Source organism: Xenorhabdus doucetiae, assembly GCF_000968195.1.
GTDB classification, from domain to species: Bacteria; Pseudomonadota; Gammaproteobacteria; order Enterobacterales; family Enterobacteriaceae; genus Xenorhabdus; species Xenorhabdus doucetiae.
In genome coordinates this window covers 2574306-2598480 of record NZ_FO704550.1, presented here as the reverse complement: position 1 = coordinate 2598480, position 24175 = coordinate 2574306, and the positions used below count along the sequence as shown (strand labels likewise).

Genomic DNA, 24175 nt, shown 5'->3' with positions numbered 1-24175 from the left:
TTACCGAGTCAGCAATCTGAATCAACTATCTGAGACTGTGTTGCAGTGCGCTTTGCATGACGAAGGCGCCATTTTTCACGCAATCGGTCAAAAAACAGATACACAACCGGCGTGGTATACAGAGTGAGAAGTTGGCTTACCACCAGACCACCAACGATCGTGATCCCCAGCGGTAAACGTAATTCGGCACCATCACCATTGCTCAGTACCAAAGGTAAAGCCCCAAACAGCGCAGAAAGCGTTGTCATCATGATCGGACGGAATCGCAATAAACTGGCCTGAAAAATCGCTTCCTGGGCACTGAGCTTACCATTGCGTTGCGCTTCAAGGGCAAAATCGACCATGATAATGGCGTTTTTCTTGACAATGCCAACTAACAGCATAATCCCAATCATGGCGATAAGGCTAAATGGGGTATTGAACAGTTCCAGCGCCAGCAAAGCACCGACTCCCGCAGAAGGCAGGGTAGAAAGAATAGTCAGGGGGTGAATATAACTCTCATAAAGTACACCAAGCACCAGATAAACCGTGACGATGGCGGCAAGGATCACCAGTAACTGGGAGCGTTCGCTCTCCTGAAAATCCTGTGCAGTGCCTGCAAACGAGCTGCGTACCGCTGACGGAACGCCCAGTTCTGTTATTGTCCTTTCTATTGCACTGATGGCATCAGACAGCGTATAACCCGGTGCCACATCAAAGGCGATGGTGGAAGATGCCGACAGCCCTTGGTGATAAACGTCCAAGGGGGCATTGGCCGGATACCAATGGGCAAAGTAGGAGAGGGGAATACGTTCGCCTTTGCTATTAATGACAAACATTTTCTCCAGCGCACTGGGATCTTGGTTGTATTGCGGTTCAACTTCCATCACCACCTTATATTGATTCAAAGGGGTATAAATGGTGGAAACCTGTCTTTGCCCAAAGGCGCTATTGAGCAAATTATTTGCCTCGGCAACATTGATACCTAAACGCGCCATCACATCACGATCATAGGTAATCGCGATTTCAGCGCCTTTCGCCTCTTCGTCATCATCGGCATTGACATCCACCAACTGAGGCAACCTTTGCAATGCTTTCTTGACAACAGGACTCCATTTACGCAGTTCACCAAAATCATCGGACAGTAAGTTAAATTGATAAATCGATTTGCCTCCCCGTCCTCCGCTTCCTAGATCCTGAACTGGCACTAAATATAACCGTGCGCCTGCTTCCTTGGGTAGCTGGCTTCTTAAGCGGGTGATCACTTGCTGGATACTTTCGCTACGTTCTTTCAAGGGTTTCAGTGAAATAAACATAAAGCCGGTATTGATGCTGTCACCACCGGTAAAACCCACGACATTATCCACGGTGGGATCATCATCAACCGCCTGCATAAAGCGTTTCATTTTTCCCCGCATGGCCTGAAATGAAATGCTTTGATCCGCCACCACAAACCCCAGCATTTTCCCGGTATCTTGTTGTGGGAAAAACGTTTTCGGAATGCTGATATAGAGCCAGATATTCAGGGCGATAACGCCTACCAATATCAACAATACCCAGCGAGTATGCTTGAGCACCCATTGCAATGAACGGGCATAGCTTTGCTGAATGCGCAACAATACCTTGCCGAATCCCCGTGTCTGCTTTTGTGCATGTTGGGGGGAGGATTTCAGCAGATGCGCGCACATCATCGGGGTCAAGGTAAGTGAAATGAACAGGGAGATCCCGATGGCGGTTGCCAGTGTGACAGCAAAATCCCGGAATAATCTGCCGAGTAATTCATCGATCAAGACGAGGGGAATAAATACCGCAACGAGGGATAAGCTCATGGCTAACACCGTGAATCCCACTTCCCTGGTGCCTTTGAGGGCGGCCTGCATGGGCTTTAACCCGGCATTCAGATGGCGGGAAATATTCTCCAGTACCACAATGGCATCATCAACAACAAATCCGGTGGCAATGGTTAATGCCATCAAAGAAAGGTTATTCAGACTGAAACCGCATAAGTACATGGCGGTAAACGTACCAATCAGTGATACCGGAACCGCAATGGCCGGAATCAATGTCGCCCGGCCAGAATGCAAAAACAGGAACACGACCAGAATCACCAGCGCGACGGCAATGGCGAGTGCCCGCTTGACTTCTTGCAGGGAAGCGTGAATGGCCGGTGAACGATCTTGGGCCACCTTTAGCTGAATATTGGCCGGCAAGGAGGCTTGCAAGGCAGGAAATTGATCACGAATGCGTTGAACGGTTGCGATAATATTGGCACCCGCTTCACGGCGGATAATCAGCACAATCGCCGATTTATTTCCAGACATGCCGGCTGCGCGAGTATCCTCGATAGAGTGCTTAACATTGGCGATATCCTGCAACCTGACCGGTGCTCCATGATTATAACGGACAATAACGGAGCGGTAATCGTCAGGTGTTTTCAGTTCGTCATTAGTGTGTAGCTGCCAGCTCTGTTTATCGGAATCAACATAACCTGTTGGAAACCGGAGATTAGCATTCCTGATAGCATTACTGACATCGTTGAGAGAAACGCCTTGGTTGAAGAGGGCATTAGGGTTGAGTTCAAGGCGTATTGCCGGTAATGAACTCCCGCCGACACTGACCTTACTGACGCCTTCTATCTGAGAAATTTTTTGCGCCAGCCGGGTGGAAGCCAGATCATACAGTTGACCCTCACTATAATTGTCTGAGGTAAGCGTCAGGATCATGATCGGGGCGTCTGACAGATTCGCTTTATGATATCCCGGTTTGCTTGGCATACCGGAAGGCAACAAACTTTGGCTGGCATTGATGGCGGCTTGGACATCCCGTGCTGCGCCATTGATATCCCGATCGAGATCAAATTCCAAATAAATATAAGAGGTGCCCAGCGAGCTGGTAGAAGCCATCTCTTTGACCCCGGCTATCCGGCCTAATGCGCGTTCCAGCGGTGTCGTCACGGAAGACGCCATCGTTTCTGGTGATGCGCCGGGCATGGCTGCGTGAACCGTTATCACGGGAAAATCAACCTGTGGCAGCGGCGCTACAGGCAGCAAGATAAAACTGAGCGCACCACACAGGGTAATGGCTAAACTCAGCAATGTTGTGGCAACCGGCCGCTGGATAAAGAGGGCGAAGAATTTCACAGCGGCTCCTGAGGGTTATCTGAGGCCTTATCAAGCCTGATTCGCTGGTCTTGCTTATTATTTCTGTGATTCCGGTAATAATGCGCTAACTGATCAAATAGCAGATAAATCACGGGTGTTGTGAACAAAGTCAGGATCTGGCTCATGATAAGCCCCCCTACCATGCTGACACCTAAAGGGCGACGCAGTTCTGCACCGATACCGGTACTCAGCATCAGTGGCAGTGCCCCCAGCAGCGCTGCCATTGTTGTCATCAATATCGGCCTGAAACGCAACAGACAGGCTTGATAAATGGCTTCATAAGGGGACATGCCTTTTTCCCGCTCTGCGGCCAGCGCAAAATCAATCATCATGATGGCGTTTTTCTTCACAATGCCGATCAGAAGAATAATCCCAATAATGGCGATAATATCCAGCTCATATCCACCGACAATCAACGCCAACAAGGCACCGACACCCGCCGTCGGCAAGGTGGACAAGATGGTGACAGGGTGAATAAAACTTTCGTACAGGATGCCGAGCACGATATACATGGCGACGACAGCCGCCAAAATCAGCCAAAGAGTATTACTGAGCGCATCCTGGAACGCGAGTGTTGCTCCCTGAAATTGCGTGATAATGTCTTTTGGCATTTTGATCGCCTGTTTTGCCTCCTTGACCGCATTGACGGCTTGTTCAAGGGACGAATCTTTCGCCACATTGAATGAGAAAGTGGCAGAAGGAAATTGTTGCAGGTGATCGATAGACAAATTCCCCAGCCGCTGTTCGACGGTGGCAATGGCATTAAGGGGCACCATTTTTCCATCATTACCCGTTAGATAAAGATGGTTTATCGCTGCCAGCCCCGGTGAATTTTGCGTATCTTGCTCAAGAATAACGCGATACTGATTGGATTGCGTGTAAATCGTCGAAATCAGACGTTGGCCAAAAGCGTTATACAACGCATTATCCACGGCGTCCATCGAGATCCCGAAGCGGCTGGCCATATCTCGGTTCACGTTGAGGTAAGCCACCAGCCCCTGATTTTGCCAGTTGTTACCGATATCCACCAATTCCGGCCGTTGTTGCAGGGCATGTTGCAACTTGGGTACCCAGACTGCCAGCTCATCGAGCGAAGTGGCTTGCAAGGTAAACTGGTATTGCGTGCGCGATACTTGGGTATCAATGGTCAAATCCTGTGTCGGTTGCAGGTATAATTTGACGTCAGGGACTTTGGCAATACGTGCCTGTAGGCGTGGGATCACCTCATCAATACGAGCGTCCCGCTGACTGAGGGGCTTCAACGTGATTTGCAGGCGCGCATTATTCAGGGTTGGATTGCTGCCATCGACACCGATAAAGGTCGTGATATTGTCCACCGCCGGATCGTTTAATAACAGCGCTGTGACTTGCCGCTGTTTATCTGCCATGGCATTAAATGAAATGGATTGGGGGGCTTCCAGTGTACCCTGAATCAAGCCGTTGTCCTGCAAGGGGAAGAATCCCTTGGGGATCATGACATAGAGCAGGGCAGTCAGCGCCAGCGTACCGAGTGCAACGCCAAGTGTCATCCAAGGGTGATTCAATACCCGTTTCAGGAAGACGGCATAGACGGCAATCAGACGTTCAAAGAAACGTTCACAGGCCTGTTCGAAGCGATTGTGCTTAATATTCGCTTCAGATTTCAGCATCCTTGCACACATCATTGGTGTCAGTGTCAATGACACCACGGCAGAAATTAAAATGGCGACAGCCAGGGTAATGGCGAATTCCCGGAACAGCCGGCCGACGATATCGCCCATAAACAGCAGCGGGATCAGGACGGCAATGAGTGAGAACGTCAGGGAGATAATCGTAAAGCCAATTTCTCCCGCCCCTTTTAGCGCCGCTGCCAGCGGTTTTTCTCCCCGTTCAATATAGCGGGAAATATTTTCTATCACCACAATCGCATCATCCACCACAAAGCCGGTTGCGATGGTTAAGGCCATTAAGGTGAGGTTATTGACGGAAAAGCCGCAAAAGTACATCACGGCAAAGGTGCCTACCAGCGAAAGTGGTACGGCAATACTGGGGATCAAGGTGGCCGTGACATTGCGTAAAAACAGGTAAATCACCATGACGACCAGCGCAATCGCCAGCAACAGTTCAAACTGCACATCTGCGACTGAATGGCGGATCGAGACGGTACGGTCTGTCAGAATGTCCACCTTGACGGACTTGGGCAGGCTGCTGATCAATTCTGGCAGCATAGCACGGATATTATCCGTCGTCTCAATCACATTCGCGCCGGGCTGGCGCTGAACATTAATGACGATAGCCGGCTTTTCATTGGCCCATGCGCCCAATTTGCTATTTTCCACGCCCTGTTCAATGGTCGCGACATCACGCAGGCGAACCGGAGCACTGTTTTTATAAGCGACGATTAAATTGCGGTAATCGTCGATAGACTTCATTTGATCGTTGGAAGAGATGGTGATGGAGCGCGTCGGCCCGTCAAAGCTGCCTTTTGCCGAATTCACATTGGCTTTCATGATGGCAGAACGGATCACATTGCTGTCTAATCCTTGCGCTGCGACGGCTTGTGCATTCAATTTCACCCGGACAGCGGGGCGTTGCCCGCCCGCCAAGGTGACCAAACCGACACCACTGACTTGAGAAATACGCTGGGCTACGCGGGTTTCCACCATATCTTGCACCTGAGTCATCGCCACGGCATCAGAGGTGACAGCCAGCGTCAATATCGGGGGATCAGCCGGATTGACTTTGCTGTAAATCGGCGGATAAGGCAGATCATCAGGCAGTAAATTACTGGCTGAATTGATCGCCGCCTGCACATCCTGCTCTGCCACATCCAGCGGCAATGAGAGCTGGAATACCAATGTGATAACCGAAGCCCCACCGGAACTTCGGGAAGACATCTGCTTTAGGCCGGACATCTGACCAAACTGACGCTCCAGCGGTGCGGTAACCGCGGATGTCATCACATCGGGATTGGCACCGGGATACAGTGTGACCACTTGGATAGTGGGGTAATCCACTTGCGGCAAGGCAGAAACCGGCAGCATCCGGTAACCAATGATCCCAGCCAGCAAGATCGCAATCATAAACAGCGTCGTGGCAACCGGACGTAAGATAAACAGGCGGGATGGCCCTCCGCCTGTTATTGGCGCATCAGATTGCATTAGGCTTTCTCCACTTGACCGTTTGCTTGCCCTGAATTTTTCTGTTCTTTATCCGCATCAAGTGCTTCAAGGGTCAAGGGTTTGACAATCTCGACTTTGGCACCTTCGGTCAGGCCGTCAATGCCATCAGTAACAATCCGTTCACCGGCTGACAGGCCACTATTGATCACCACCGATTGATTATTTTGCAAACCCGCAATCACTTTATGCTTGCTGACCTTGTCTTCTTTATCCACTTTCCAGACGAAATTACCGCTATTGCCCATTTGTAACCCTGCAACGGGAATCACAATGGCATTGCTCAAGGTATTGACTTTTATCTGGATATTGACGAATTGATTGGGAAACAACCCATTATCTTGATTATTGAATTGTGCTTTCATCTTGATGGTGCCGGTTGTCACATCAATCTGGTTATCGATACTGGAGAGTTTTCCTTGGGCTAATTGCTGTTGATTATTGCGATCCCACGCAATAACAGCCACATTTTCGTGATCTTTTTGCGCCTTTAACACGGTGCTGATATCGTTTTCAGGCAGGGAAAACAGGACATCAATCGGATCGACCTGCGTAATGACCACAATCGGCGTTGCACCGCCACCGGAGATATAGTTACCGACATCAATGCGTTTCAATCCGACACGACCGGAAATGGGTGCCGTGATGCGGCTGTATGCCAATTGCAGTTTGGCTTCGTCGATATCTGATTGATCGGCGGTTAAACTGGCTTCACTTTGGCGAACCAACGAGACTTGTTTATCCAAATCTTGCCGGGAGATCAGTTGACTTTTCGCCAATTGCTGAAAGCGGAGCAAATCCTGTTTCGCATTCGCCAAGGTTGCCTGATCTTTGGCATATTGCCCTTGCGCTCGTGCCAGTTTGACCTTCAGGGGACGGGGGGCGATTTCTGCCAGCAAATCCCCTTTTTTGACATATTGGCCTTCATTAAAATGCAGGGCGATTAACTGGCCTTCCACTTGGCTCGTGACAGTCACCGTATTTGCCGCCTGCACCGTTCCTAATCCGCCTAAATAATGGGGAACAGATTTGATTTCAGCCGTCGCTACCTGCACGGGGGGTTGATTGGGATTAGGCAGCTCCTGTTTTGCTTTTGCATCTTGAGAACCACCTGTTGATGAAGGCGCGTTGAAGTATTTCCACGCAAAGAAAACGGCCACGACGATCACGGCTAACACCGCAGCGAGTCGGAAAAAGGAGGAACGGCTTTTGTTATTCATGTGCTCGACATTCTCTTAATATTGTGGCGGTAACCAATCATGCGGCATCTTATTCTATATTAGACGCAAGAGTACATTATTAGTGTAACCAACAGGAATTCGTCAATAATGAAGAAAATATGGAGGTTATGTCAAAAAGATAATGTTCCCGGGGCGCTGGGTCAGTCGAAAGTTTAAGGCGTTGCGCCGACGCAAAAACTCAGGGCGCGAAATTTCTCGAAAGACTGTGGGGGCAGCGCCCACGGCATTCTCACCTTTCTTACCCTGTCTCATCTAATCAAGATGACCATTACAATGTAATATAATGATATTAAATATAATTTTATTTACCATATAGAAACATTAATTTAACTTAAATTAAACTAATTGTTAACGAGTCATTTGATTACATTGACAACAAATCATTAGCGGTTTAGGTTGGATTAAGGTGAAATTTCTATATTAGAATCATTTCATCTATGTAATTTTTAATTAATCAGCCAATGTTGAAGAATTAGATTTTAAGAGGTACATATGAACGGAAAAACTGATATTCAAGATGTGCAAAATCAAGCTATTAGCGAGATTGAATCCATAGAATTAGTTGAAGTATTAGAACAAATTGAGGAAGCTGGATTAGCCTGCTTAAGCTGCTCTTAATATAATTAATAGAGGGTAATAACTATGTTACCCTCTGTCGTTTGTATATCAAGATTATTAAATTTAATAATTAAGGGAGTGTTTTTCCTTTATGAAAAGTATCTATTTAAAAGAATCATTGAAAAATGATTATTTGAACTTAACTGACTTTCTTGTGTTTCGTAATATTAGAGAGGGTAGGGGGGATAATGTAGCTATATCATATAATGGAAAAATTTTTACTTACCAAGAACTATCAGAAAAAATTTCAAAAACATCAAACTATTTTAAGTCAATAGGCATCAAGAATAAAACTAGAGTTATATTAGCTATTCCTGATACACCTGCATTCGTAATAAATTTCTTTGCCGTTATCGCATGTAATGCTATGGCTATATTAAGTAATCCTCTTAGCGAATTGGTAGAGCTAAACGAGATAGTGAAAAAAACAAATGCAGAGGTATTAATCATTGACCATGAAATAGAAAAGAATAGAGAATTATCTCTAAAAATAACTAATGGCATTAGAACTATTTTCACTGGAGATTTCCATTTAAATCCATCTAGTTTAGAAATAGCAATAGAAAACCAATCGAAAGATTTCTTGAACAGTTATACAAGTGCTGATAACTATGCATATGCTTTACTTAGTTCGGGTACGACAGGAAAAACTAAAGTAATACCTAGGCGTCATAGAGATATTTTGCACTGTGCTTATGCTTTTTCTGAAAATGTTTTACATATGAATTCAACTGATAGAGTACTAGCAGTTCCTAAACTAACTTTTGGTTATGCATTAGGTGGGGTATTACTATTTAGTTTCATATATGGTGCGTCGTGTATTATTTTTAGAGAAAAAACAACATGCAAAAAAATTATGGAATTAAGTGAAGGTTTAAAACCAACGATATTTCTTGGAACACCAAGGATGATATCTGAATTACTTAGTGATAAGAGGAAAAACAAGCTAACATCTTTGCGTATATCTACTTCTGCTGGAGAGGTTTTATCACCTATTCTTTTAGAAAAGTGGAGTAAAGAAATAGGAAGTCCACTTTTAGATGGTTTTGGTTCTACAGAGGTAGGCCATATCTTTCTATCTAATACTCAAGAAGATATAAAACCGCAGACAGCAGGTAAATGCTTAAGTGGTTTTCAGATTAAAATAATTGATGAAAAGGGAAATGAAGTTAATGAAGGAGGCGTTGGTAGGCTTTGCATCCGTGGTCCAAGTGTTGCTTGTGAATATTTAAATGATGCAGAGAGGAGTAAACAATCTTTTAATGGTGGCTGGCATATTAGTAATGACATGTTTAGTGTTTACAATGATTATTTTACCTATTTTGGTCGAGCAGATGATATGATTAAGAAAGGTTGTGGTGAATGGATATCTCCTTATGAGATAGAAAATGAGATATTAAAAAATGATGAGGTTTTAGAGTGTGCAGTTATTGGAGAAACGAATAAAAACAATGTAATTAAGTTAATCAGATAAACTATCTGCATTACTGTTACAATCGATAACACGATAACCTGATTTTCTGCCTGTCCTTATGAAATCGAAGATAATACTTTCTGAGCCTGAACGAATAACATTGCAACAACTCGCTTTGAATCATCCCCACCGGGATATCCGTACGCGAGGAACGGGTTTGCTCATGCTTGCCAGAGGGAGCAAGCCGTCCCAGATCACCGCTGAAATAGGATGCAGTCTCCGGGTTATCTATAATTGGGTTCACATGTGGCACAATTCAGGGATAGCGGGATTATTAGGCGGTCATGCTGGAGGCCGGTATCTCGCTATGACGCCTGAAATGATTGCCACTGCGGTCGAAGCTGCCTGTGCAGAGTCCCTAACTCTCGCACGGATAGCCCAGTGCGTTGAGGCAAAGCATGGGCCCCTGCCTTGTACGCTTGAAACGCTGGCAAATACCCTGAAAAAGCAGGGGCTCACCTATAAACGCACCCGTCTATCGCTTAAAAAAAGCGCAACGAAACGGAGTTTGCTAACAAATCCGCCTTGCTGAATAAAATTAAGGCTGGAGCACAGTTAGGCCATTACCGTTTGGTCTATTTTGATGAGGCGGGTTTTGCCGCATCTCCTCCGGTGCAATATGGATGGAGTCCACGGGGTAAGCCCCATGAAACTGAGCCTCAAGAGCATGACAGGCGGTCAGTTCTGGGGGCGTTAAATTACACGGATAACACGCTGTTTTACCAGACAACGTCAGGCAGTATCACGCGAGATGACGTGATTGATTTTTTAGAGCAGCTCGCCCAACAAGGGGACAACCGCCTGACATTTTTAGTGTTGGATAATGCGCGTATCCATCACGGGATTGAAGAAAAAATCAGAAATAGCTGGTTACGAGAACACAACCTGTTTTTATTCTACCTTCCCGCCTACAGCCCAGAGCTGAATTTGATTGAAATCGTCTGGAAACAAGCCAAATACCATTGGCGACGTTTTATCACTTGGACTCAGGAGACAATGGAGAATGAATTAAATACGTTATTGGGCGGTTATGGTAACCAATTTGCAATTAATTTCTCTTGAGTACTTATATTAAAAGCATGTGTTGTATGTAAGAATAAAGTAATTATATCCTCTTCCTTAGAAGAAAGAATTTTCAATTCAGTAAAAAATAGATGGGCTGACTTTCCACATAAGCATCTAGAACAAATTGAATTTATGGATGCTTTGCCGCGAAACAGCTCAGGAAAATTACAACGTAATATTTTAGGGAGCAAAACTCTAACTGAATTTTCATATGATTGTTAAAAATTTATTTGTCAATTGATTGAGATTATAAGCAAAAATAAGTGTGAGTTTAGTTAAATTAATTATTATGTAAATGAATCTCATAATATATAATGAATGAAGTTTAATTGTATGGCTTTAGTTATACAATCGTATTTTTAGGGGGAGATTATGAAATTTATTGATTTTGTGAAAAAAATAAACCACGAAATTACATCAGTACAAAATATTCCTGATATGATCAATAATATTAGAAATCTTGTATCTATATCAATTGTAGATGAGGTTTTTTTGTACGATTGCGTCAATGAGCTCATTGAAAACACTAAAAATATTTTAAATATTAATGAGAGCAAACCACTTTATATTAATTACGAAAATAAATGGAGAATGAATATTTTTTTGTGGAATCCTAAAAGTGAAAACCAACCACATCAACATAATACGTGGAGTGTAAGTGGGATTATGCACAATAAGATAAAAATAAAAATTTTTGAAAAAATAAATGAAGAAATATCTGTTAGTAAAGAATTAATTGCTGGTGAAGGTCAGACTGGTTATTTAATACCACCATGTACCCATACATTGGGTAATCCCGACTTATTTGAATATAGCGTTACTCTACATGTTTTCTGTGATTCTGACCTGAAAACAGATAAAAATGGCGATACTATATGGTTAGGAAAAAGGGATCCCCGTGATAATATTGATTACTCAATTGTAGCCTTGCGTAATTTGACTTCATGTTTATTGATTTCCGATAAATTAAGTTCAGATCTTCAATTTGATATATTGGAGAAAATATTTACCCTAGGTTCACCACCAATTAAATTAAAATGTTATAAAAAAATGATCAGGCTTAATGTAAATAAAGCTGAAAAATACTCATCTCAGTTGGAGTCTGTTCTATCTGGTGATATTCTAATTAAAATTAGAGAAGGTAATGATAAATTATATGGGAGAGAAGCGTGATGGAAATAAAAGAAAAGGAAGCAATGATTCAATATTTGATTGGTTACTTGGTTACTTGGTTACTAACACTCGATCATTGGATTTTTATACGCAAACCAAAAAATTTGACATTCCTAATTTCAATATACCTGAGGGAATTAAAGATGTTATCTACAATTTAGTTACAATTCAGAAAAAAAGAATTAGAGTATTAAGTGAAATTTTAGATAAAAGACTATATAAGCGTGTGCTTTTATTTTTTCCTTTGTCAACAAAAATAATGGAGGAGGAAATGTTTAACATAAAGTGGATTGACTTTCGTAATACATTATCTAATCATAGATGGAATGATGCTTACTTATATGCATTGGATTTTATCAAATATATCACTAATAAAGATTCGTTATTTTATTCCGATAATGAATTTTTCGTTTCTGAAGTTATTCGTTATGAAACTAGTATTCTTGAAGTATTAAATAACGCTAAAGAAAGTAGATATAATTTATCATCAATATCAGGTTCTAAAAGAGATTGTAATTATCCTGTAGTAATGACAAATCCAGTTTATCATACTTATGATTTTGATATAGTAATGCTGATAGCAAAACTTAGAAAAAATGATGATGTAGACATAGAATTATCGTATGAAAAAATTTTAAAAAATGAGAAAAATAATATTTTAACTTATATCTCTTGGCATGACCAGAAAGTCAGAACTATAAAGGTAAGTTCACTATTGATAAAGTTAATCAAAGAATGTGATTATCGAACAACTTATAAAGAAATTTGTAATGAAATATTTCCATCAGAGTTATCAGATGAGAATTGTTTGAAAATAGACTTGATATTTAATAAGTTAGAGTCACTTGGTGTGATTAGATGGTTTTCAAACATACATTAAAACAAAATAGAAAAAGGAGTTAATATGTTATACAATCTTCCATACGGTATTGGGATTAACTATCGCGCTGAAATAGGTAATGATTTATTAAATAATATTGATGCTTTTGATTTTATAGAAATCATCACTGACTTGTTTTTTTTATCTAAAGATATCCCTTTATCTTTGCAAAAAATTTTAACCAAAAAACATTGTGTACTACATGGATTGAAATCATCGATAGGTACCTATGAAGATATGGATTCAAAATATTTAAAAGCAACAGTAAATATCATAAATAAATTATCTCCATTATGGTTTAGTGATCACTTGGCATATACAAAAATAAATGATTTTGATATAGATCAATTGATGCCTATTAGAAGGAATTCATATAATAAAAAAAGAATAATATCAAAAATAAAAGAGGTTTGCTCATCTGTTAATATACCATTTTTAATAGAAAATATTTCATATTATTTTGATTTTCCTGACAATGAATATAGTGAGTGTAAATTTATATATGATATTGTTAAGGAAAGTGGATGCGGATTATTGCTTGATGTAAATAATCTTTATATTAATTCTAAAAATCATAATTATGATCCTTATAATTTTTTAGAAAAAATAAATTTGAATTCAATAGTGGAAGTTCATATAGCTGGAGGATATATCCATGATGAACTGTTAATAGATAGCCATGGGCATACAATAGAAAAACCAGTATGGGAATTACTTGAATATCTATGCTCTAGAATTGTGCCTCATGGTATTGTCTTGGAAAGAGATTCCAATTTCGACATTAATGATATTTTAGAGAGTTTGCACCGTGCTAGAGAAATATTATTTACTTCCCCTGCATATTGTCGTCTCACCTGTCCACGTAAGTTTGGGCATAAACTAGTGTAATTTTTTGATAACCAATTTATATAATCAACATAATTCTATTGATAATGACGTCACTAACTATATAGAAAGGATATAATAAACAATCTTGGATTCGCATAGTAAGTGCAATTTCTAAGAAAGGCGGTCAGTTGCTATAGTAGGCATCTTTCTCGCCAAAGGAAAATGCACTATGGCCTATACGCAACTGACCGAAACAGAAAGATACCAGATTTTCGGCTTAAAAGAAGCCGGTTTTACACAACGTTTTATTGCAACGTCGCTTAATCGGGCCCCATCAACAATTAGCCGGGAATTGAGACGAAACCGGGAAGCCGAGAAATATGAACCTGAACAAGCTCAGCGTAAAGCATTAGAACGCCGTCATTCTAAGGTAAAAGCCGTAAAAATCACGCCAGAGATAACAAAGTGGATAAAACAGTTAATTTGGCAAGATTTAAGTCCGGAACAAGTTGTGGGTTATCTCAAGCGGGAAGCGAAAATCTCTTTACATCATGAAACAATTTATCGATTGATTTATAAAGATAAAATAAATGGCGGTGATTTATGGCAACATCTTAGGATAGCGAAAAAACCGTATCGTAAACGCTATGGAAGCCATGAGCACAGAGGAAAAATTAAAAACAGAGTCAGTATTGATAAGCGCCCAAAAATTGTTGATAAAAAGCAGCGTATTGGGGATTGGGAAGGGGATACTATCGTTGGCAAAGATCGTAAAAGTGCCTTATTGACTTTAGTTGAACGAAAATCGTTATTTACGATCATCATTAAACTTGAAGATAAAACAGCAGAAGGTGTTGCCAAAGCGGCGACAAGACATTTATCGATGATAAAACATAAAGTTAAAACAATTACCTTTGATAACGGACTCGAATTTGCCGAACACGAACGGATCGGTAAAAATTTAGAGACAAAAATTTATTTTGCTCATCCGTATTCCCCTTGGGAAAGAGGGATAAATGAGAACATAAATGGATTAATCAGAGATTACTTCCCAAAAGGAACCGATTTTAATAAGGTATCAGAGCGGGAGGTTAACCTTGTGGCAAACCGACTAAATAATCGACCACGTAAGACACGAGATTATAAAACACCGAATGAGTTATTTACAGGAACCCCAACTCATTTACTTCGTTCATTACGGTGTTGCGCTTAATATGCGAATCCAAGAATTAAATTTAGTATTAAACTAAGTTTATTTTTATATATAAATTTGATTTTATAGTATATTTTGATTTGGCATAAAAATAAAATCTCATATAGATGGTTTAATAATTTATTGAAATTAAATAGGTGATTGATATGAAATTAGCAATCAATGGTGGTAGAGCTATTCGTCTCGATAACTTTCCCAAATGGCCTTATTATAATGAAAACGAAGAGCGAGCATTATTGAGAAGCTTGCACCAAGGATATTGGTGGAGAAATCAAGGGGAAGAAAATAATTTATTTGAACAAGAATTCGGTCAATACCATAATGGTTATGCTGTTACTGTCGCTAGTGGAACGGTAGCATTAGAATTAGCATTATTAGCTTCTGGTATAAAACCTGGAGATGAGGTTATAGTTCCAGCTTTTACATTTATTTCTACTAGTATGGCTGTTCAACGAGTTGGTGCAATACCAATAGCGATAGATATTTTAAAAAGCACTTATTGCATCGATCCTAATTTAATTGAAAAAAATATAACTCCCCGAACAAAAGCAATCATACCAGTTCATATGGCTGGTCATTTATGTGATATGAACAAAATAATAAAAATAGCTAATAAACACGGCATTTTTATTGTTCAAGATGCCGCTCATGCACATGGAGCCTGTGGAGAAAAAGGGAAAAAGATAGGTGATTGGGGAACACTGGCATGCTTTAGTTTTCATAACCTTAAGCTAATGACAGCAGGGGAAGGCGGTGTTGTTTTGTGCCCTACTCAAGAATTACGTGATCTTGTTTTTCTTTATAGTAATTGTGGACGTCATGCAAAAGATAGAGAATATCAGCATACTGTAATCGCAACAAATGCTAGACTAAATGAGTTCTCTGCTGCAGTTTTACGTACTCAACTAAAAAGACTCAAGGAACAAACTCAGATTCGAGAGCGTAACGCGGAAAGTTTAAAGGAACTATTAAAAACGTTACCAGAAATTACTCTTCAAGAATACGATAATAAAATCGTAACATTTCATCCTCATTATATGTTTATGTTTACACTTAATCAAAGGATTGCATATATTGATCGTAATTACTTTGTATCCTGCCTCTTCGCGGAGGGAATTCCAGCATTTCGTACTTATAAAGCAATCTACCATGTTGATAATTATTGGCTATATCCTTGTACGACACAACATAAGCAAAAATTTGTAGACTCGTGTCCAGTTACTGAATATATTTCAAATAGAGGGGTTTGGATACATCACCGAGTTTTATTAGGGGGCTATGATGATATGCTAGATATTTACAGAGCGATAAAAAAAGTAATTTTGGCATTGAAAAATTAATTAAATATTTTGTTTTTAACCATGCAAATATTAAAATAATTCATTAACAAGAAATCTAGATAAAACAATAAGTTACTCTCGTGCGAATAACTTAATGGCGGTAGCTTTGTTAAACGGAAAATAAATAACAATAGGTGTGTGATTATGCAAGTTAATCTGTTATGTGAAGTAAGTATTTATCATCTCTTCACTTATGAGGTAGATGATTTTAAATATAAAACACTAATATTAATATTTTTAATTAGATGTAAATGATGCTTGTATTAAAAAAACTTATTATATCTCACCTTTCTAGGTGCCTGTTATTCAATATTAAGTTACATGATTATTTAGTGTCTTTTTATACATGACTATATAATAGATAATTAAAACCTAATGTTTTTGATGAAATGGGTAGTTAAATAATTAAAATCCATGTAGCCGGATGATGGAATTAGTTGCAATCATATATTATGACTAAATGTATTTATTTTAAATTAAAATAGGTGTCACGATGATTAAATTATCCAATATATGTAAGGAATATTCAGGAAGCTTTATAATTAAGGATGCTTGCTTTACTTTTCCTAATAATGGTATCTATTGTCTGGAAGGAGAAAATGGTTCAGGTAAATCAACTTTGCTAGGAATTATAGCTGGTGCCATTAAACCTGATTATGGGGATGTGTTTTTAAGGGGGGGGGGGCGGTTGTAGAAAAAAACTTATAGCCTATGCTCCTGATATCCCTTGTATATATGAATTCATTACTGGGAAAGAATTTTTAGATCTTATTTGTTCTATAAGAAAAATAGAGATAAAAAAACAATTTTATTTAATCGATGGTTTTAATTTGCATAATTATATGCATACTCATTTTCGTGATATGTCTCTTGGAACTGCAAAAAAGTTCATGTTAATTTCTGCTATTATAGCAAATGTAAAAATACTTATTTTTGATGAGCCAACTAATGGACTTGATAATGATTCACTTTTATTTTTTATCAAAAACATAAAAAAATTCAGTTTGTCTGGATTGGTTATAATGACATGCCATGATTTTGAAGTTAAAAAATACCTAAAACCTCATGTTATTAACATAAACATATTTAAGGGTAATTAAGTGAATTATTTTTCATTTGTTGGAAAACAAAGTATTTTTGAAACACCATTTATTATCTCATTGCAAAATGATAATAAAGAAGATGTGGTTTTGTCCTGGATTGCTAGTGATGGTAATAACGTATACCATTATTGGTATAAAATTTTTGAAGAGGAAATTATTTTTTTGCATCTAGAAGAAACCATTTATAAAAACATAATTTCTTTTTCTAACGAAAACTATGCCTTGAGTACAAGTAATAACGTTAAGGTTTTTTCTCTCGAAAATAATAAAAGATGTGGGTTAATTAATTTAAAAAACATAAAATCAATGCAATTTGATAGCAAAAATAAATTATGGCTATTATCTGGAGAAACATTGTTTAAAACCTTGCCGAATTCTTTTGGTGAATATTATATTTTTCAAAAAAATGTTAAATCTTTTCTTTTAAATGAAAATAAAAACTATATACTCTCTAGAGATGATGAAAATAATTTCACTTTAGTCATGAATGAGGGGGAAGAAAGTTTCATATATAGAATAGGGGAGATAAATTGTAATTCTAGAACCCATTTTAGTATAGTTTCTACTGAATCATATATATATATCTATATACAACCAAAAGATTTAATTGGTGAAAATAATAATCATCTTATTGTTTTAAATAAATATGACTTTAATTCAATCAAAAATATAAGTGTTGATGCAGTATCTCATTTAAGTATAAAAGATATTAATTTATCAAGATGGAAAAATAACGATGTTTTATTTCTCTGCGAGAGAAATAATAACGTTTATTTATGCCATTATAACTCTGTAAATGAGCATATAACTCCTATATCTCTACCACAGCATGTGGTTATTAACTTTGTTTCATCGAATTTTTACTCTTCAATATATTACATTGCAATTGAATATTCCTCAAATAAACCGGTCAGAAAAATTTTTGAAGTAACAAACTGTGGTAATAAATTCGTCACAAGAATGATTTTTGAAGATGTAGGCTATAAATTGGTCATTATAAAAAACGGTGATTGTATTTTTTATGGATTACTGGAAAATAAACTATCAATATTGAAGTTCAGTCGTGTTAGTAGAGATGTAAAAATATTACATCAAACCAAAACAAAATATCCATGTATATCTGGGATTAATTGGTTATCTGTAAAAAAAGACATCTTAAATCTAAATTGCAAAAAAGAGGATATCATTGTTATTTATTATCCCGGAGCCCATAAATTGGCAATGAGTGGTATGCAGCCAAATATGTTTCAAGAATGTATTTGTCGTCTCTTTACCAAAGATAACTCAAAAGACTATCAAGGTGTTATAATTAATCTTCCTAGTTCCTTTAGTTCTGAAAATAACTTTGAAATCAATAAAGATATTAATGAGGATGATTATCTGAGAGGTGTAATTACAGAGTTGCATGAAATTGGTTTCAATAAAATTGTACTTTGTTCTGGTAGCTTAGGTAGTTTATCTATACTGAAATTTTTGCATAACACTAATTCATCAATTCCAACCATTCTTATTAACCCAGTTTATGATTATAATGTTTTAAAAGAATCTTTAATAAAGAATGAAGCTATAATAAATAAGTTATTTGCAAAGATAGATACCGATATGTTGATAATTCATTCAAAAGAAGATGAGGTGACTCCTTGGGAACATTCAAAGTCTTTCACAGATGCAAGTGTTAAACGTAAATTGTATACGTTAGAAAATGATAATCACATATTTAGACGAAGTGACAGCTGGGAGTACTGTAATATCGAGATAGATAAATTTATTATGCATCTTGAATTTTCATAATAAACAAGGTTGTTAATTAATTGTTTATTTATTTAAGTACAAGTAAGAGTGTTTTTAGTGTCTTTAAAGTAACACCGTTCTCTACGGATATGCAATCTGCGCTTAAATATGTCGCAAATGCAGATCTCATTACATTACTGGAAAGAGTTACAACGAAATGACTTTTGATAAACATTATATTGCTGTCATTACTGGCGCTTGTGGGGGTATTGGTGAGGCTGTAGCCCGTTTGCTGGCGAAAGAAGGTATTTCATTAGCGCTGTTGGATAACAAGTCGCAAGCATTGGAATCTCTGGTTGTCGAGCTAAAAGACGAATATACGCAGCCAATTATGGGTTTTACCGTTGATGTAGCTGACGCTCAATGTGTTGAAAAAGCCTTTGCCACACTGAGTTGTCAGTTGGGGCCGGTGGGATATCTGGTCAATGGTGCGGCCGTATTATGTCACTCTTTTGTTACTGAGACATCCCTTCAGGATTGGGAAAAAACCTTTGCAGTCAATGCAACCGGCGTATTTAACGTTAGCCGCCATGCGGCCAACGTGATGATGAAACAGCGGAAAGGCAGCATTGTGACTATAGCGTCTAACGCAGCGCGTGTGCCTCGAGCCACTATGGCGGCGTACTGCGCATCAAAAGCAGCAGCACAAGCATTTACTTATGCATTAGGGTTGGAGGTTGCACCGTATGGTATTCGTTGCAACGTTGTTGCTCCCGGATCCACCGACACACCTATGCTGCGGAGTATGTGGCAGAACGAACGTGATCGGCAAAATACCCTCAAGGGCAATCTGCAACAATTTCGTATTGGTATTCCGCTCAACAAGATCGCAACGGTGAAAGAGATCGCCACGGCAGTCTGTTTCTACTTGTGCGAAGAGTCAGGCCAAACCACGCTTTCAACATTACTGGTCGATGGCGGTGCCGCCCTCGGAAGTTGTTAATTTTGAGAAGGAAAGCAGAATGGAAAAAATATCGTCTTATCCATTACCGATAGAACACCTATTACCGATATCCATTGCAAACTGGCAGGCTGATTGCACACGCATAGCATTGCTCATCCATGATATGCAGCACTATTTTCTCAAATTTTTTACGGCGAATACATCACCTGTGGCACAGGTTATTGATAATACGTGTCATTTGCTGAATGCTGCCCGATATCTGCAAATTCCCGTGTTTTATTCTGCTCAGCCGGGAGACATGACTCCCCAGCAGAGAGGATTGCTGAAAAGTCTATGGGGACCGGGTATGCGGGCCAGCCACGACCACAAACAGATTGTTCCACAACTAGCACCCCAGGAAGGTGAACAGGTTTTAACCAAATGGCGTTACAGTGCGTTTTTCAATTCCCCACTGTTGTCTATGCTGCACAGCCTTAAACGCGATCAGCTCATCATATGCGGTGTTTATGCTCACATCGGCTGCTTGTGCACAGCACAGGAAGCTTACTCCAATGACATCGAAACTTTTTTCATAGCCGATGCCGTTGCTGATTTTTCTGCAGAAAAACATCGCCTGGCACTAGAGTTGGCAGCAGAAACTTGTTCCGTAGTGTTATCCACCCAACAGCTCATCAACATGTTGGAATAACGTCCTGTATTAAAGGAAATAATGATGTTATCTACTAATAAAACAACACTCGCCGCTTGCAATATCGCTGAACTCCCGGTTTATATCGCCAATCTCGATCGACCTTTTGCTTGTATTTATCGTCCGCAAGTCGATATGGCTGATTCGGTATTATTCCTTGAGGGCAATATTGAGCAATTTCCTTTCCTCTCTGATTTAACCCTCGATACTCCGACGATAGATGCTAACATTCATCAAGTGTCGCAGTTGGTGCTGCTACCTTTTAATCAATTAAAGGAAAAGGGCTATGCTTGCATTGACGACCACGAACAGGTGATCGTTATGCACATTGATAAACTGGCATATCATCCTGTTAACCAGTTTATGGCAGCCATCGCCAATTATGATATTCAGCCACAGAATCTTCATTTCGATCTCGATGATCAAGCGTACAGTGAGATTGTCGATACTGTAATTAACCGGGAAATCAGCACCGGGGAAGGCAGTAATTTTGTTATTTCACGTAGCTTAGAAGCTGATCTTGATGGTTTTAGTATCAGGCACGCGCTGAGTTTATTTAAACGATTGGTACAGTCAGAATGTGGAACTTACTGGACATGGATATTTTATACTGGCAACCGCTATTTTATTGGCAGTACACCCGAACAACATATTAAGGTTAGCCAACAGTCTGTTTCGATGAACCCCATCAGCGGTACATTCCGGTATCCTGAATCTCAGTATTTAGAGCGTGCACTGTGTAATTTTTTACAGAATAAAAAAGAGTGCAACGAGTTATTCATGGTGGTCGATGAAGAACTCAAAATGATGAGCAGTATTTGTCAACGCAATATCCAAGTATCCGGTCCGAAACTCAAGGCGATGTCGCATATCGCCCACACAGAATACTATATTAATGGTGAATCTGACCGGGGTCTGAAGGAAATTATTCAGCAATCGCTGTTTGCTCCAGCAGTCACGGGTAGTCCAATTGAAAATGCTTGTAAAGTCATTGCACGCCACGAACAACGAGGCCGTGGTTATTATAGCGGTGTTGTTGCTATTATCGGTAATAACGGCAAAAAACGTTATCTGGATTCTGCAATCGTGATCCGTACTGCTGATATCAGCTCACAGGGGCATTTCCGTTTGATGGCAGGTTCGACTATTGTCAGGGATTCCGTACCACATAATGAAGCCTGCGAAACACGCGCTAAATTGCAGGGGTTGATGCATTCTTTCTTTGATGTTGCGACAAAATCTTCAGGTTCGCCAAAAGCGGAAATATCCGCAGAGTTGTATAACAGAGCAAACCAACTTTTGGCACAACGCAATGAGAAAGCATCCGCATTCTGGCTGGGAAAGATGGAACAAAACCAGATGATCCTGCCTCACAACAAGATCTTCCTGATTGATATGGAAGATACTTTTACCGAAATGATCGCCTATCAGCTAAGAAGAGTGGGCTGCTCTATCACAATTGTTCCCTGGTATGACAGTCAGTGCAAATTGCCACAGACCAGTAACAACATCGTGTTCATCGGCCCGGGACCGGGTGACCCTACCAACCTGAAACTCGAAAAAGTTCGGATTGCCCGACAAGTTATTGCGCAACAATTGCGTTTCCAGCATCCGCTAATTGGCACGTGTCTGGGGCATCAACTCATTTGTGCTGAGCTTGGCATCCCAATTATACGCTTACCCAAAAATCGTCAGGGTAGTCAATATCAGGTATTGATTCAGGGAAAAAATCATTGTGTCGGTTTCTATAATAGTTTTTCGGCTATGTATCATGAGCCTTACTGGTATAGTACAAAATATGACAAAACTATCCATTTTGAAAGGCTTATTTCCAATGAAATTATTGCATTGTCGTCAAATAATGTGACCTCAATTCAATTTCATAACGAGTCATTTTTAACACAAGATGCTTTTACCATTTACTTATGGCTCATACAAAATGCATTAAGAAAAACGTCAACATCAGAAAAAATTGACCCTGTTTAGAACCATTTTCCGATTTTTCCTGATGTAATTTTTCCAGCTCGGTTTTGTTTGCACCATTTTTATAAAAAACATTTTGTTTTGTCCGTGTTGGATTATTGCCTTTTTAAAGACAAGCAATGCGACCTATTTATTCCTATGATTTATCAATAAAAATACACTATGTCACCGACTGGGCTTACAGAACAGTTGTAATGATAACAATCTCAGGATTAATATTCTGCTGAATTTAATCTGGAATTGGTTAAGAGTCATTTTTCATGAGTGAGGCCTTATGGGTTGTCTTATTAACCGTGGCTCAAGGATCTCTCGGGAAACACACTAAGATAGGGTAAATAAATGAAAGTTTATATTACACTTTTACTTTTTCGTCTCCGACATTATTCTAATGTCACATCTGAAATACTTAAAAAACGCATGGGTGTCACGCTATTTTTTCTTTTAATTATTTCTCCTATGGCAATGCCATTTTTATCACAGATGCGCCTGTTAGCCACTCCTATTTTAGCATTAACTGATGATCATAATATTTATCATGTGTTATTTATATGGTCTTTATTATCAATTTCATTCATTGTTATTTGTAGCATCCAGACAAAAGGTATTAGTGGCGGAAATTGTCAGAATTTTTTAGAGACTTTACCAATCAGTAAAAGTATTATAAATTCATTGAATTTGTCTTTACTATTCATTATTGATATTCCCATTTTTTTGCCATTCTTTGCTGCAATGTTATTTTGTCATGAAGGGGGGGGCAATATTGTTTTTTTAAAAAAAGAAATAATAATTTTATTGTTAATGATGTATTTTTTGTTTTTTCAATTGATTTTCCTCTATTCGCCACATTCTTGTTTAATTGTTTTTTTATTGTCATTATTTATCCCTTTTGTGATGTCTATTACATCATTGCTCACCATAAAAATATTTTCATTTTTGGTGGTATATGTATTTATTTATAAAATTAAAAACTTTCAATTTGTTTTTTTTAAAAAAACAAAACCCCTAAAAATAGTTGACCCAAATAAAGGCTTTAAATCAAATGTCGGAATGATATCATTTTATTACTTGTTTGGTTTGAAATATATAAACCAAAGAATAAATTTATTTATTATTTTAATTGTTCCCATTTTAATACTTTTATTATTAAATTCTATGGGCTTGAGTTTCTCAGTTGTTATTTTACTTGCTGCATTTTTTCATGTAATTCTCATATTTCAAACATCAGCTCTTTTATATACAATGATTTCTTTGCATATGCCGATGCTTGGATTATTTAGGTCTTTTTGTATATCAGAAAAAAATATTTTATCTGCAATTTTAAATGTTTTATCAATAACAATGATTGTACTAACCATTCCTCTTGTTATAACTTTGTGTTATAGTAAATTAACGGCCATAGCTATTTTTATTTTACCAATAACACTTTTCCTATTTAGGATTATCTGCATATTACAAAAAAATAGATCTGGATTTATTTTTAAATTTTTATTATTCAATATATCAGTATTTACTATATGGGAAGGGAGTTGTTTAATACATAATTTAAATATATAAAATAAAAGGGTCATGACTCTGA

The 24175-nt window shown here is 38.9% G+C and carries 18 protein-coding genes; 15 read left to right on the top strand and 3 right to left on the bottom strand.

Annotated features, from left to right (window positions below; all coding sequences use genetic code 11):
- Nucleotides 1-8: 8 nt before the first annotated feature.
- From mdtC to XDD1_RS11300, 3 genes are read right to left on the bottom strand one after another with little or no spacing between them, the layout of a single operon-like run.
- Nucleotides 9-3119 (bottom strand): multidrug efflux RND transporter permease subunit MdtC, encoded by a 3111-nt coding sequence (gene mdtC, locus XDD1_RS11310; protein ID WP_045971225.1) that lies wholly within the window; start codon nt 3117-3119, stop codon nt 9-11.
- The gene (locus XDD1_RS11305; RefSeq protein ID WP_045971223.1) at nt 3116-6280 is read right to left on the bottom strand and encodes an MdtB/MuxB family multidrug efflux RND transporter permease subunit; all 3165 of its coding nucleotides are present in this window, start codon (nt 6278-6280) and stop codon (nt 3116-3118) included. Before XDD1_RS11305 ends, mdtC begins: the two co-directional genes overlap by 4 nt.
- A complete protein-coding gene (locus XDD1_RS11300; RefSeq protein ID WP_045971221.1) occupies nt 6280-7518 on the bottom strand; it encodes an MdtA/MuxA family multidrug efflux RND transporter periplasmic adaptor subunit in 1239 nt (412 codons plus the stop codon). Before XDD1_RS11300 ends, XDD1_RS11305 begins: the two co-directional genes overlap by 1 nt.
- A 513-nt stretch (nt 7519-8031) precedes the next feature.
- Between XDD1_RS11300 and XDD1_RS20220 the strand changes: the two genes are divergently transcribed.
- The 15 genes from XDD1_RS20220 (at nt 8032) to XDD1_RS11230 (ending at nt 24153) form a co-directional block, all read left to right on the top strand.
- Nucleotides 8032-8157, top strand: coding sequence for a hypothetical protein (locus XDD1_RS20220; RefSeq protein WP_269450514.1), 126 nt, complete (start codon nt 8032-8034; stop codon nt 8155-8157).
- A 91-nt stretch (nt 8158-8248) separates the two neighbouring features.
- Complete coding sequence (locus XDD1_RS11295) at nt 8249-9631, top strand: AMP-binding protein (RefSeq protein ID WP_045971220.1); 1383 nt, start codon at nt 8249-8251, stop codon at nt 9629-9631.
- Between the two features lie 58 nt (nt 9632-9689).
- Nucleotides 9690-10163: a helix-turn-helix domain-containing protein gene (locus XDD1_RS11290; protein WP_045968011.1), complete on the top strand. Its 474-nt coding sequence runs from the start codon at nt 9690-9692 to the stop codon at nt 10161-10163.
- Nucleotides 10157-10693, top strand: coding sequence for an IS630 family transposase (locus XDD1_RS11285; RefSeq protein WP_084720900.1), 537 nt, complete (start codon nt 10157-10159; stop codon nt 10691-10693). Before XDD1_RS11290 ends, XDD1_RS11285 begins: the two co-directional genes overlap by 7 nt.
- Before the next feature lie 375 nt (nt 10694-11068).
- Nucleotides 11069-11869 carry a hypothetical protein gene (locus tag XDD1_RS11280; protein WP_045971218.1) on the top strand — a complete coding sequence of 267 codons (801 nt, stop codon included), beginning with the start codon at nt 11069-11071 and terminating at the stop codon, nt 11867-11869.
- On the top strand, nt 11841-12749 hold the full coding sequence (locus XDD1_RS11275; protein ID WP_167541632.1) for a hypothetical protein: 909 nt from the start codon (nt 11841-11843) through the stop codon (nt 12747-12749). Before XDD1_RS11280 ends, XDD1_RS11275 begins: the two co-directional genes overlap by 29 nt.
- Nucleotides 12750-12773: 24 nt before the next feature.
- Entirely contained in the window at nt 12774-13637 is an 864-nt protein-coding gene (locus XDD1_RS11270) for a DUF692 domain-containing protein (protein ID WP_052705691.1), read from the top strand.
- Nucleotides 13638-13806: 169 nt separating this feature from the next.
- Nucleotides 13807-14790, top strand: coding sequence for an IS30 family transposase (locus XDD1_RS11265; protein ID WP_045968417.1), 984 nt, complete (start codon nt 13807-13809; stop codon nt 14788-14790).
- A gap of 146 nt (nt 14791-14936) precedes the next feature.
- Nucleotides 14937-16130 (top strand): DegT/DnrJ/EryC1/StrS family aminotransferase, encoded by a 1194-nt coding sequence (locus XDD1_RS11260; protein ID WP_045971213.1) that lies wholly within the window; start codon nt 14937-14939, stop codon nt 16128-16130.
- Nucleotides 16131-16623: 493 nt separating this feature from the next.
- Nucleotides 16624-16824, top strand: a complete 201-nt coding sequence (locus tag XDD1_RS18450; RefSeq protein ID WP_052705690.1) for an ATP-binding cassette domain-containing protein — start codon at nt 16624-16626, stop codon at nt 16822-16824.
- A 406-nt stretch (nt 16825-17230) separates the two neighbouring features.
- Nucleotides 17231-19024, top strand: a complete 1794-nt coding sequence (locus XDD1_RS11250; protein ID WP_045971211.1) for an alpha/beta fold hydrolase — start codon at nt 17231-17233, stop codon at nt 19022-19024.
- 157 nt (nt 19025-19181) lie between these two features.
- Nucleotides 19182-19967 (top strand): 2,3-dihydro-2,3-dihydroxybenzoate dehydrogenase, encoded by a 786-nt coding sequence (locus tag XDD1_RS11245; protein WP_045971210.1) that lies wholly within the window; start codon nt 19182-19184, stop codon nt 19965-19967.
- Nucleotides 19968-19986: 19 nt separating this feature from the next.
- Nucleotides 19987-20616: an isochorismatase family protein gene (locus XDD1_RS11240; protein ID WP_045971208.1), complete on the top strand. Its 630-nt coding sequence runs from the start codon at nt 19987-19989 to the stop codon at nt 20614-20616.
- 21 nt (nt 20617-20637) lie between these two features.
- Nucleotides 20638-22602, top strand: coding sequence for a chorismate-binding protein (locus tag XDD1_RS11235; protein ID WP_231854394.1), 1965 nt, complete (start codon nt 20638-20640; stop codon nt 22600-22602).
- A gap of 336 nt (nt 22603-22938) precedes the next feature.
- The gene (locus XDD1_RS11230; protein ID WP_045971204.1) at nt 22939-24153 is read left to right on the top strand and encodes a DUF6136 family protein; all 1215 of its coding nucleotides are present in this window, start codon (nt 22939-22941) and stop codon (nt 24151-24153) included.
- Nucleotides 24154-24175 lie beyond the last annotated feature (22 nt).